12 protein-coding genes and 1 tRNA gene are annotated in these 11,747 nt (G+C 54.4%); 5 read left to right on the forward strand and 8 right to left on the reverse strand.

What is annotated here, in order from left to right:
* Positions 1–38 precede the first annotated feature (38 nt).
* Positions 39–737: a DUF6270 domain-containing protein gene (locus tag HMPREF2996_RS00345; RefSeq protein ID WP_141757462.1), complete on the forward strand. Its 699-nt coding sequence runs from the start codon at positions 39–41 to the stop codon at positions 735–737.
* Positions 738–766: 29 nt separating this feature from the next.
* On the opposite strand, the gene HMPREF2996_RS00350 is transcribed toward HMPREF2996_RS00345, so the two are convergent.
* From HMPREF2996_RS00350 to wecC, 3 genes are all read right to left on the reverse strand, one after another.
* Positions 767–2,149 (reverse strand): glycosyltransferase family 4 protein, encoded by a 1,383-nt coding sequence (locus HMPREF2996_RS00350; protein ID WP_168166661.1) that lies wholly within the window; start codon positions 2,147–2,149, stop codon positions 767–769.
* A 188-nt stretch (positions 2,150–2,337) separates the two neighbouring features.
* On the reverse strand, positions 2,338–3,651 hold the full coding sequence (locus HMPREF2996_RS00355; RefSeq protein WP_246822954.1) for a glycosyltransferase family 4 protein: 1,314 nt from the start codon (positions 3,649–3,651) through the stop codon (positions 2,338–2,340).
* A gap of 142 nt (positions 3,652–3,793) precedes the next feature.
* On the reverse strand, positions 3,794–5,059 hold the full coding sequence (gene wecC / locus HMPREF2996_RS00360) for a UDP-N-acetyl-D-mannosamine dehydrogenase (RefSeq protein WP_070729575.1): 1,266 nt from the start codon (positions 5,057–5,059) through the stop codon (positions 3,794–3,796).
* A 250-nt stretch (positions 5,060–5,309) separates the two neighbouring features.
* Between wecC and HMPREF2996_RS00365 the strand changes: the two genes are divergently transcribed.
* Positions 5,310–5,382, forward strand: a tRNA-Asn gene (locus HMPREF2996_RS00365).
* A gap of 374 nt (positions 5,383–5,756) precedes the next feature.
* On the opposite strand, the gene HMPREF2996_RS00370 is transcribed toward HMPREF2996_RS00365, so the two are convergent.
* The 4 genes from HMPREF2996_RS00370 to HMPREF2996_RS12735 all read right to left on the reverse strand — a co-directional run bounded on the left by HMPREF2996_RS00370 (position 5,757) and on the right by HMPREF2996_RS12735 (position 8,394).
* A complete protein-coding gene (locus HMPREF2996_RS00370) occupies positions 5,757–6,182 on the reverse strand; it encodes a hypothetical protein (protein WP_070729577.1) in 426 nt (141 codons plus the stop codon).
* 86 nt (positions 6,183–6,268) lie between these two features.
* The gene (locus tag HMPREF2996_RS00375) at positions 6,269–6,931 is read right to left on the reverse strand and encodes a DUF1707 SHOCT-like domain-containing protein (protein WP_070729580.1); all 663 of its coding nucleotides are present in this window, start codon (positions 6,929–6,931) and stop codon (positions 6,269–6,271) included.
* 75 nt (positions 6,932–7,006) lie between these two features.
* The gene (gene wecB, locus HMPREF2996_RS00380) at positions 7,007–8,164 is read right to left on the reverse strand and encodes a non-hydrolyzing UDP-N-acetylglucosamine 2-epimerase (RefSeq protein WP_070729582.1); all 1,158 of its coding nucleotides are present in this window, start codon (positions 8,162–8,164) and stop codon (positions 7,007–7,009) included.
* A 92-nt stretch (positions 8,165–8,256) separates the two neighbouring features.
* A complete protein-coding gene (locus HMPREF2996_RS12735) occupies positions 8,257–8,394 on the reverse strand; it encodes a hypothetical protein (protein WP_168166662.1) in 138 nt (45 codons plus the stop codon).
* A 225-nt stretch (positions 8,395–8,619) separates the two neighbouring features.
* Here HMPREF2996_RS12735 and HMPREF2996_RS00385 point away from each other — a divergent pair, with 225 nt between their 5' ends.
* The gene (locus tag HMPREF2996_RS00385; RefSeq protein ID WP_070729584.1) at positions 8,620–8,904 is read left to right on the forward strand and encodes a hypothetical protein; all 285 of its coding nucleotides are present in this window, start codon (positions 8,620–8,622) and stop codon (positions 8,902–8,904) included.
* A gap of 8 nt (positions 8,905–8,912) precedes the next feature.
* On the opposite strand, the gene dnaG is transcribed toward HMPREF2996_RS00385, so the two are convergent.
* Positions 8,913–10,841: a DNA primase gene (gene dnaG / locus HMPREF2996_RS00390; RefSeq protein ID WP_070729585.1), complete on the reverse strand. Its 1,929-nt coding sequence runs from the start codon at positions 10,839–10,841 to the stop codon at positions 8,913–8,915.
* Between the two features lie 157 nt (positions 10,842–10,998).
* Between dnaG and HMPREF2996_RS00395 the strand changes: the two genes are divergently transcribed.
* Together HMPREF2996_RS00395 and HMPREF2996_RS00400 are read left to right on the forward strand one after the other, a co-directional pair.
* The gene (locus HMPREF2996_RS00395; protein WP_070729587.1) at positions 10,999–11,508 is read left to right on the forward strand and encodes a guanyl-specific ribonuclease; all 510 of its coding nucleotides are present in this window, start codon (positions 10,999–11,001) and stop codon (positions 11,506–11,508) included.
* A 3-nt stretch (positions 11,509–11,511) separates the two neighbouring features.
* Positions 11,512–11,745, forward strand: coding sequence for a barstar family protein (locus HMPREF2996_RS00400; protein WP_070729589.1), 234 nt, complete (start codon positions 11,512–11,514; stop codon positions 11,743–11,745).
* Positions 11,746–11,747 lie beyond the last annotated feature (2 nt).

Consider the following 11,747-nt stretch of genomic DNA (forward strand, 5'->3'; position numbering starts at 1 on the left):
AACTTCTTCCACACGCCTGCACATGTATAATCGCTCAGATGCGAGAGGTTACGATCTACGGCAGCTGCGTTTCCCGAGATATCTTTAACTTTCCCAATAAAGATCTGCGGATGCGGGCTTACTTCGCCCGCTCATCGTTTATTTCAGCGGCTTCTTCACCTTCACAGCTACCTTCCCAAAGATCCCAGCTCACAAGCCCTTTCCAGCAGCGAATGCTAGAGCACGACATTACTTCGCGTGTACTTCCGCAGCTGGCATCACTGAATGATCAAATTTATCTCGTTGATCTCATCGACGAACGTGGCGGCGTTCTCGAGTTAGAGGATGGGGGGTTTGTCACGGATTTGTCCGAGCTCCGTCATTCCGGGTGGCGCAAGCTAGTCGGATCCGTCAGAAAGCACTCGCTTGGAGAAGAAACTCACCTAGAGCTATTTCGTGACTCCATCGATCCCGTCTTAGAAGTAATAGGCGGCCCTAGAACAGTCATCATAAAGTCCAACTTTGCGGAGTTTACTGACCAAGGGGAACCAGTTCCCGATTACGGAGGAACGTCTTCGGTGGAGTGGAACGAGTTATACGAGCCCTACTTTACCCTCCTGGAAGAATCGGGACTACAGGTCCTTGAAGCACCTGCCGAGCTCTGCATTGCGGATTCTAAACATCAATGGGGTGTCGCTCCTTATCATTATGTCCCCGATTTTTATCACTGGGTTTCCGACCAGCTTTTACATCTTTAGCTCAGTCGACCGATCTAAAACTAAACACCCTAAAACGTGTTTAATTCGCGATATATCTTTGAGTACCTACGCGCGTTATATTTCCAAGTATGCTTTTTTGCCCACTCCTTGCCCGCCTCAATTTTTTCCGCGTCGTATCCACCAAGCTTGCTTAAACAGTCTGCCAATTCTTCTGGATTCTCGGGTTGAAAATACTGTGCGTGTTCTCCCGTTATTTCCCGCAAAGCGGGCAAATCACTTGCGATCACCGGGACCCCAAGAGCTTGTGCCTGCAACGCTTTAATTGGAGTTACGTTTCGGCATACAGGCGTATTTCTGCGTGGGACTACGAAAGCATCAAGAACGGCATACCATTTCCAAATTGATTCGTTGGGCTGCCGGCCAACGAACAAAACTCTGTCAGACATGCGTAGTTCCTTCGCCAGAATCTCTAACTCGATGCGGGCACTACCCTCACCCACAATAAGTACTCGGACATGCGGAATCGAAGCTGCCGCTCGCAAAAGAACATCGAGACCTTCATACCCGACGACCGAAGTTACGGTACCAACTGTTACACCGTCTTCCAGCCCCAGTTCCCTTCGCAACGACGACTGGTCAAACTCTAAACCAACGGTTTCCTCATGCACAGCGTTCGGCACCACGGTAATTCGCTTCTCAAGAACTCCTCGGTCAAGGAGCTGTAGCTTAGATACCTCGCTCAAGGCCACTACCGCGTTGGCGGCCTTCATGCATGCTGTTTCTTGACCGCGAGCAAGTTGATAAAAATCAGACTTTACTAGGGCCTCTTGTCGCTCAGCCGGCTGTTTTGACAGCCAAGTGCTCTCAAGCTCTCCTCGAGCTTCGTATACCCACGGTATGCCTAGCTGTCTAGCAGCTTCCGCCACTACTAATGCATTGTTGTAATCAGTTGTGGTGTGAAGAATGTCCGCACCAAATTCTCTCGCCTGCTCAACTAATAGCTCAATTTCAACTTCAAGTCGCTCAATTAGTGAACCTGGGTAGCTTCGAGGAAGGCTCCGGAAATAAGGAATTCCTTGCACAACTTCGCAATCCTTTTTGGGCCATTTGCCGACGACCAACGGATAGGCCAAACGGGTCATAGCTGCAACACGAATTCCTGATTGTTTCAACGCAAGCAGGGTGTTGTGAGATCTGTAGGTGTATCCAGACATGGTGTGCGGCAAACTATTCGTTAGATAGAACAGTACGCAGGGGGCACCGCTTTTCTGCAGAGTTCGGATCTCTGAAGAGGTATTGACTCCAGTAACCTCCTTCTCTAGCAGTTGTAGGCGTTCGCTCGCTCTGGCTACTCTATGTTTGTCCGCACTGCTTAGCTCTTTATAGCTGGTCGATTGCGTTCCTGATGCGAGGATCTCCTGAAGCGCACTCAACTCGCCTTCGTCGAACATTCTTTGGACGGCAGTCTTCCGCTGCGGGATAGACGGAACATACTTGAGACCTGCACGGAGAGGCGATAGCTTAAGGCGTTGAAAGACCTTCTCGAGAAAGAGTGCTGGGTCGTCTGAGGCCATCTTAAACATTGCCGAACACAAAAGCCGCGAAGTGCGAGTATAGTGTATTAACTGTTTACGCATATTCATTCACTTCGCCTTGCCACAGTAGAAATAATCTTACTGAGCGTGCGAGGGGTTTCGTGACTACGTTGCTTTTTTACCCAACTTGCTCCACTGTCAGAGACCTCCAAGCCCTTAGGGTTCCACACTAGTTGTGTCCAAAGATCTGCCAATGCCTTCGGATCATTCGGCCTCACCACCGTACCTGCATTCAACTCCGTAATAATGGAGGCTGCTTCTCCTTGGACCACAGCCGAGATGTGAATCCCAGCTTCCATTAATTCATATACCTTGGATGGGACCGTCCGCTTAAGGGGTTCCCAATCCGCAAGGTGAACAAGCGCGGTATCAGCCCACTGATAATACTCTTCAAGGCTGTCTGCAGGGTGCCTAGGTTCAAAGCTCACTGCGCTTCCTAAGTCTTTGGAGATTCGTTGCAGTTCGGGCTTTGCCGCTCCACTTCCAACAAATCTCAACCGCACATCCACACCTTGCTGGATACAGAGTTTAAGGGCATCAACTGCATTCTGAAGATCTTGCGCTCGGCCTATTGTCCCAGCGTATAACACTCTCAATGTGCCGGACGTATCCAGATTGCTGTTTGATTTGAGCTTTGTAGCTGCGGGAAAAACGTTTCGAACCGTAAAAACCGGAGGCGTGGTCCCGTTACGCATAAGCACCGCTCGCTGCCTTAGGTCCTTAGCAAGCTCGCTTGAGGTCGAAATGATGGCGTCTGCTTCTCGCATACTCCGGTATAGAACTCGCTGCGTTAACCACGAAACGATTTGAAAAAACCCAACGGACAGCACTCTCTGCCTGAACGACTTTTTCCCTGTTCCTTCGTTCCAGCTATCAGACTCTTCTAGCAAATCAGGCCAAGCATCACGCAGATCGATAACGTAGGGAGCCTGAAATCTCTTGCTAGCTAACCAAGTCACTGCCGACGTCGGCAAAGCAGGAACAGTCCCGAAGATTAAATCCGGCCTGTACCCTTTTAACGAGCCTCCAGCGGCAAGGAGAACCTGTAATGATCCCAAAGCCACGGCAGCTTGATTAAATGCACGTACCGTTAGTGATGTACCCCCAGGAAAGAAACCACTACGCACGATACGCTCACCCGATGGGCCGGTCTCAGATTCTTTTCGAGGGAAAAACCCACGAGCTTTTACCCATCGGGGGAACGACATCCTTCGGTCATAGTGCGCAGGCGGCGCGACAACAGTCACCGAATGCCCCTGCTCTTTCAGGATTTCCGCCAGCCATCCCCATCGACGTTGAGGCACACCATTTTCTGGGTACCAGTATTGGGAAATAACGAGGATTTGCAAGCTTTTCATCCATCTTCTACACGAGTCAGCTGGACATTCATCAAAATCTCCATCAACAACGAATTGGTCAAGACTCTAGAACGACAATAATACGTCTAGCCAGCCCTATCCCAATTAGCTGAAAGATGCCACAAGAAACGGGTGTGTGCGCCTATTTCCAGATTCCCTTGGTATCTATCACAGTCTTTCCCTCGATAATGGCTGGATCCATCTCGATAAATTCCTTGTGATTAACAAGCAACAGGACAATGTCGGCGTCTGCAACAGCTCCTTGAAGATCTTGCTTCTTGAGATTGGAAATCGCCGAAAGCGACTCAGGGAGTTCTGAGACATTTGGTTCGACCACACGAATATCCAACTCGGGGTTTTCCTGCCCAAGCTGCTTGACGATATTCAAAGACGGGGATTCGCGCAAATCATCGATATCGTTCTTGAAGGCGATGCCCAACGCAGCAACGACAGCATCTTGCTTATCGGCAAGGGCTTCCTTGACCTTCTTAATTACCCATTGAGGCTTTCCGTCATTAACTTCACGCGCCATTTTGATGATCCGTGCTTCTTCAGGTACCGAAGAAACGATAAACCAAGGATCCACTGCAATACAGTGTCCTCCGACTCCTGGGCCAGGCTGAAGGATGTTGACACGCGGATGATGGTTGGCAAGATCAATTAGCTCCCAGACGTCGATACCTAGACGGTCACTGATCAGTGAGAGCTCGTTGGCAAAGGCAATGTTGACATCGCGGAAAGAGTTTTCCGTCAGCTTTGCCATCTCTGCAGTAGTTGCATTGGTCTGCAGCAGCTCAGCAGTGCAAAACGTCCTATAAAGGTCACATGCCATCTGAGTGCCTTTAGGAGTTAAACCACCAATAACTCGATCGTTGTTTTCCATCTCCTCCATAATTTGTCCAGGCAAAACTCGCTCAGGACAGTGTGCAACAAAGATGGCATTCTCGGAATCTTCATCCAAAGAAAGGTCAGGCCTAAGCTCAATAATGTGCTTCGCCATTGCCTCAGTGGTGCCAGGAGGGGAGGTCGACTCAAGGACCACGAGTGCACCTGGCCGTAGGTGGGGTGCCATAGCTTCTGCAGCTGCGTTGATGTATTTGGTATCAACCTTATAGTTGTCACGGAATGGCGTCGGCACACAAACAATGTACGCGTCAGCCTGAATCTGCTCTGCCTGCGCCTTCAAGAACCCCTCATCTACGACACGCTTTAACAAATCCTCAAAACCAGGCTCAAAGAAGGGAACTTCTCCCCTATTAATCGAATCTACGAACTCCGGATTGACATCAACACCGGTTACCTTGACGCCCTTTGACGCGATGAAAGCGGCGGTAGGAAGCCCGATATACCCCAGACCAACAACACATACCGAGTTAAACTTGGTGGCCGATTTTTCTGCGGTTGCCATTTAGAACCTTTCTGGGTTAATTACTTGTCTCCCTTATATTAGGCATTCGATCGCCCCTTTGCCGACATTAGGTTCATTTCCCCCTCTACGAAGAGTGCAACCACGCACCCCACGCCTGGCCACCCAAGCCCATAAAGATTGAGAAGAAAGAACACCTCTAAGCAGGCGATTTGCCTCCAAACTCACAAGCACTATATAGTTAATTCTCGTTGCACAGAGCAAAGCGATTTGCCCAGCAGCATACACATATTCCTCCATAGCTCAGTTGGCAGAGCATTCGACTGTTAATCGAAGGGTCACTGGTTCGAGCCCAGTTGGAGGAGCATATGAAGACCCCTTCTACTAGAAAATTGCTGGTAGAAGGGGCACTTACGTTTTTCGCTTATGCGGCGACTGTTTTGCGCATGCAGTGGAAATGCAGCGGCGTTTTAGCGCCCCGCCACCAAGAGGTGAAACAGCCACTCAATCAGCTCGAAACCTTGAATCCCACCGTTCATTGCCACAGAGATGGACTTGCCACCCTAAGGAAAAGCCGCAAAACTAAAGCGCCCCCAACCGACCGTGATCGTCGACTACTCTAATCGATGAGCTGGATACTTTATCGCAGCTCATTGGCCTAAACTCTCTCATCATGCCACTTCAGTTCTCTCCGCGAAAGGCATTAATAGTGAAAAAGGAATACCCCCTTAACGTGTAATTACCGGCGCAGCCTTTTGAGCGATTCGAAAGGCCTAGAACGCCTCTGCTCCATCGATGGCAGTTTTGGGCCGCCATTGTCACGGCCACTGTACTCCTTGCCTGCATAAGCTTTTACGGCTGGCTCAAGTTCAATGAGAAAAAGGACTATGAAGCCGCGATCGAGCACTGCGAAAAATATGTCACTCTCCATGCTAAATATCCCGGCGGAGTGTCTTTTCCGGAAGAAATTGAGCTTGGGACAAGCGCCTCCATCACCGACAGTACTCGGGTGTACCTCGGGTTTGGCGCCGTCGATTTCCCCAACGGATGGGGCACACCCGTGCGCCACTATTACTCCTGCGAAATCACAGTCAAGAACGGAGAAATTGAAGACGAATCTGTTGAGGTACTCAGCCGCTAGTTCACTCCAGACATAATTAGCCATTCCCTCGTACGAGCACAGACGACCGATTTAAGCCTTAAGTCTTGCCCTTGATGCTCTCCTCTTAATATCTCGTCTACTAGACCAATTTATCTCTTCATCACGTGTACATCTACACCACCGAAGAGGCTAAAACAGTTGACGACAACCTCCGGAGCGCCGGCAGGTAGATCGGCGGGGTCAATAGCACCACGGTCAACCTTGATGTCGTGACCACCGAAGAGACCGATGCCGCTAACTTGAACACGGAAGCCCTCGGGAATCCATACGTCGACACCACCAAAGATTCCAACCGCTTGGATGGTAGTTACGTGTTCTCGAAGTGCAGCACCGCGCAGGTCAACGTCTGTCCCACCAAAAATACCCATTGTGGTGTGGCGAGAGGCAATGGGAGTACTTCGAACCGTAGTGCCACCGAAGATGCCCAAGGAAAGGCTCTGAGCACCATTCACGGATGGTTCGACTTGAGCTAGTGCGCGGTCAACAGTCGTAGCTAGCTCACCATTCACACTGTTCAGCGCGTGTGAGCTCTTTGAGGCGACCTCATGGCTACCAAAGAGTACCCTTCCGGGATCCTCAAGGAGATCTGAAACGAGGTCGAGTAACTCGCCGCGCGTCGTCGCGTCGGCACATGCAGAAGAACGTTCCTCAAATTCGGCGACGCTGAGTTGGCCGACGGACATCGCGTCAGCCAGGACTTGAGAAGCTGTGGTGCGTTGAGAATTAGTGCATTTAATGTCGCGTGGTTCCATGGCTTTACCTTACGTGGAACCACATGAATGGGCAGGGCAACTAGAAATACTCGCCTGCCCATTCATCTCATTTCGCTATAGCTCAATCCCTGGGTCAAAGTCCGGCAGGCGCTCCCCTACGCCGAGGAGCTCAGCGATAGCGGCAATGGCACGCTCTGCGGCCTTACCGTCGCCATAGGGGTTAACAGCATTGGCCATTGAGTTGTACGCGGCGTCATCATCGAGCAGAAGCTTGGCTTCCGCCACGATGAGACTACGGTTGGTTCCCACAAGTTTCACAGTGCCGGCAACAACAGCTTCAGGGCGCTCAGTGTTCTGGCGCATGACTAGGACCGGCTTACCCAGAGCCGGCGCTTCCTCCTGGACTCCGCCGGAATCAGTCAGAATGATGGTTGCACGGTCAAGCAGCTTGGTGAACTGATCGTACGGAAGCGGATCCGTGATGAGAACATTGGGCAAAGACTCGACTTCCGGAAGCACAGCTTCACGAACCTTCGGGTTCAGGTGCAGCGGCAGGACAAAGTTGATGTCCGAGTAATTCTCCGCAAGGTCCTTGACCGCGCCGCCGATTTCCTTCATCGCTTCAAGGTTCTCGCGGCGGTGGGTGGTGACCACAACCAGACGCTTGTCGGATTCAGCCACTGCTTGTAGGGCAGGATCCTCAAACGCGGTATCCCAGCTGGCTGCCTCTAGGAGAGCATCAATGACAGTATTGCCTGTAACCGCAATGTCCTTGGAGCGCACGTTCTCGCGGCGCAGGTTTTCCATCGAGCCTGCCGTCGGAGCAAGGTGTAGCTCGGCTACTTGACCAATCAGCTTACGGTTGGCCTCCTCTGGGAACGGAGAGTGAATGTCGCCGGTGCGCAGACCCGCTTCGAGGTGGACGATCTTCACGCCGCGGTGGAAACCAGCAAGTGCTGCAGTCATTGCAGTCGAGGTATCGCCCTGGGAAATAATGACATCAGGCTGCTCCGCATCAATGATCTCGTCAAGCCCTATGAGTGCACGAGAGACAATCTCATTGAGTCCTTGGCCGGGCTTCATGAGGTGAAGGTCCAGCTTTGGTTCAATACCAAACATGCTGTTGACCTGCTCCAGCATTTCCTTGTGCTGGCCGGTGGAGACGGCTACGGATTCAAAACGCTCGTCCTTCTCCAGCGCCTTGATGACCGGTGCTACCTTGATGGCCTCAGGGCGGGTTCCGTACACGGTCATAATCTTTGGCTTAGACATCGACTTCCTTCGTTTTTACCGGGAGAGAATCTCTATGGGAGTCTACAGCGCTTATGCTTCGCGCACATGGCTCGGCATCGAGAAGGTGAGCGCTAGTCCTCGCTCACGGTGACTTCGCGCGGCTCTTCAAGCCCGGCAGTACGGGGCTCAGCTGTCGCCACGCTGGCGGTGAGCAGCGCTGACATCGCTACGGCTGCCGATGCCGCATACGTATGCTTAGAAGTCTTCACAGGTATTAAGTTAACTGAAGCGAATGCCTTATGGGAAGAGTTCGCGTCATATCTATTCCCTATCGATCCCTATTCCCCGTCACTGCAAGCTCCACTGCCCCACCGCCACCTGCCCAAGACCGCTGAGGCAGGTAGGCTATTCATGAGAATTGCACGTTGCCCGTACGTTGTACGCAAATGCCGGCCACTGCGCCGGCTTGAAGTTAAGGGGATGACTAGTTTCCAATGATCCAATTTGTTGTGGGTGCTGCCGCCGGATACGTCTTTGGAACCAAGGCTGGGCGTAAGCGCTATCACCAAATTAAGGGCGCCTACGAGAAGGCCGTCAACTCCCCCGCTACTAAGGCCGCGGTGCGCTCCGCGCGCAAGGCTGTGGCCAACCGTTTGGACCCAGAACCGCGAATGCGAGAGCTTAAGGACTACAACAAGGGGCGCCGAGGCAAGCGTGGCACCAAAGGTGCCACGGATGGGGGGCAGCCGGATCGGATTTACGAACCGGACGAAGATTAAAACGCTGATTAGCGCACGCCGCGGAAAGCGCGATCATTGAGCTCGCGGCGGGCCTGCTCGAGGGCGACGAGGTCGGCGAAGAGTGAGTTGTAAGACTCTTCATCGTCGGAGGGGCGCATGCGGCCTAGTTGGGCTTTGAGTTGGGCTACTTGGTCGCCCACGCGGGCCTCTTGGAGGCGGGAGAGCACGGAATCGGCGTAGGCCTCAAGGTCGTTGTCGGGGTTGCCGGTCTCCCCTAGCTTGATGGGTTCCACGGCGAGCTCAGAAACGAAGTTGCGGGCTATGAGATCCGGCATCTCACCCGCCACGGCGGCTAGCCATTCCACACCGGGTTGCTCAGCACCGGCGGTGACACCGCCGAGAGTGGAGATAGCGCGACGGATAGTGCGGTAGGCCTCGTTGGAGTAGGCATCCTCCGTAATGCCGTCGAAGTAGCTGCCGGCAATCTGCGGGTACTGCAAGGCCAGCTTGAGGGCCTCGCGTTGCGGCCACAGGTGTGGCTCGCGGGGGCCAGGGATGTGCATGACGGGGGCATTGGACTGCGCGGGCGCAGAGGAGGTTTCCTCCAGGGAGGCAAAGCGCGGGCGCTGTTCCTTCTTCGGCTTGCGGGCCTCTTGGCGTACTTGGTGGAGTACTTCCTCCGGGTCGGGCCAGCCCACCCAGCCGGCTAGGCGGCGGGCGTATTCGCGTTGCAGGGGCTCATCGCGGATCTGGGCCACCACGGGCACGGCACGGCGTAGGGCTTGGAGGCGGCCTTCGGCCGAGTCGATGCTGAAATCTGAGATGACGGAGCGGATGACGAACTCAAACATGGGGATGCGGTCCGCCACCAAGTCACGCACGGCAGCGTCACCACGCTCAAGGCGCAGATCGCAGGGATCCATGCCATCCGGGGCCACAGAGACAAAGGACTGGCCGGTGAACTTCTGCTCGCCCTCGAAGGCGCGCATGGCGGCCTTCTGGCCAGCCTCGTCACCGTCGAAGGTATAGATGAGCTCGCCGTGGAAGTAGGAATCATCGAGCATGAGGCGGCGCAGCACCTGCAAGTGGTCCGCGCCGAAGGCGGTGCCACAGGAAGCCACGGCAGTTTTCACGCCCGCAGCGTACATGGCCATAACGTCCGTATAGCCCTCCACCACCACGGCCTGGTGCTGCTCGGCGATGTTGCGCTTGGCCAAATCCAGGCCGAAGAGCACCTTGGACTTGTGATAGAGCATGGTTTCAGGCGTGTTCATGTACTTACCCAGCTTGTCGTCGTCGAAAAGCTTGCGTGCGCCAAAACCGATGACGTTGCCGGATAGGTCCTTGATGGGCCACAGCAAGCGCCGGTGGAAGCGATCGATGGGGCCGCGCTTGCCCATCTTGGAAATGCCGGCGGCTTCGAGCTCCTCAAAAGAAAAGCCCATGCGCAGCAGGTGCTTGGTGGCGGTATCCCAGCCCTCCGGGGCATAGCCGCATTCAAACTCGTAGATGATTTCCTTGGAAAAACCGCGGTCCAAGAGGAACTCGCGTCCGGCGGCGGCCTGCGGGGTTTCCAGCTGCTGGCGGTAGAACTCGTGCGCGGCCTTGTTGGCGGCAATAAGGCGGCGGCGGGTGCCGGGCTTTTCATCGCGGGCACCGGTGGAGCCACCTTGGTAATTGATGTGGTAGCCAATCTTCTGGGCCACGGCCTCAACGGCCTCTGGGAAGGATACCTGTTCCATCTCCATGAGGAAGCTGAAGACATCCCCGCCCTTGCCGGTGGAGAAGCAGTGATAATAGCCGCGCTGCGGGCGCACGTGAAAAGACGGGGTTTTCTCATCCTTGAAAGGGCTCAAGCCCTTCAAAGAGTCATAACCAGCGGGTTTGAGCTGAACGTACTCGCCCACGATTTCATCAATAGGCGCGCGTTCACGGATAGCTTGGATGTCGCTGTCCGGAATTCTGCCTCGTGCCATGCGTACAGACTACCCCGCCTATAGGACACACAGGTACCCACGGCTGGGTGGAGCCAGGCCACCTAGTCCCACATCCGCAAACACCCTGCGGTGGGGATTGCGAAAAGGCCTGCTCCGGATTTCTGTTTCAGGCCTTATAGCTGCAATGATGGGGGCCATGTCCCAATCCTCCCCCTCCAAAAAATCGCTACCGGCCCTCATCGGCGGCGCGGTTCTGGTCCTCGTCGCGGGCTACTTCGGTATTGACCTTGGTAGCTCCAGCGATGGTGCGGACCAGAAGGCAGCGCCGTCTTCCGCTGCGGCGGGTGCATCCTCTGCAGCTGGTGGGGCTAAGGGGGACGCCGCAAAGCAGGGCGAGTCAGGCCTGCCCACCTGCGCCATGGATTCCCTGCCGCAGGAGGCCCACGAGACCGCCGAGGACATCCTGGCCGGCGGGCCCTATGACTATCCGGATAATGACAACGTGCGTTTCGGAAACTATGAGGGCGTGCTGCCGCAGCAGGCGAAGAACTACTATCGCGAATACACCGTGGAAACACCGGGGATTGGGCACCGCGGGGCCAAGCGCATCGTCACCGGCGGCGGCAGTGAAACCGACCCGGATGTCTGGTACTACACCGATGACCACTACGAAAGCTTCTGCAGTATCCCGGACGCGGAGGACTAAGGCATGCAACGCATTCTCATTACTGAACCCATCCGCACGCGCGAGGACTTCTATGGTGCGCTCGGGCGCCTGCGCGGTTGCACCTCCGGCGCGCCGCGCAACCTTGATGCACTAGCGGATTTCCTCCGCGAGCAGCACATCGTGGCGATCATCGCTGCGGACTTCGACCTGGTGGAAGAAGACCTGGCCCCTATCAGCATGGTGCTGAAGGACCAGGGTGTCGCGCTCGTGCGCTAGTT

The organism is Corynebacterium sp. HMSC066C02 (assembly GCF_001814945.1).
Classification (GTDB): Bacteria; Actinomycetota; Actinomycetes; order Mycobacteriales; family Mycobacteriaceae; genus Corynebacterium; species Corynebacterium aurimucosum.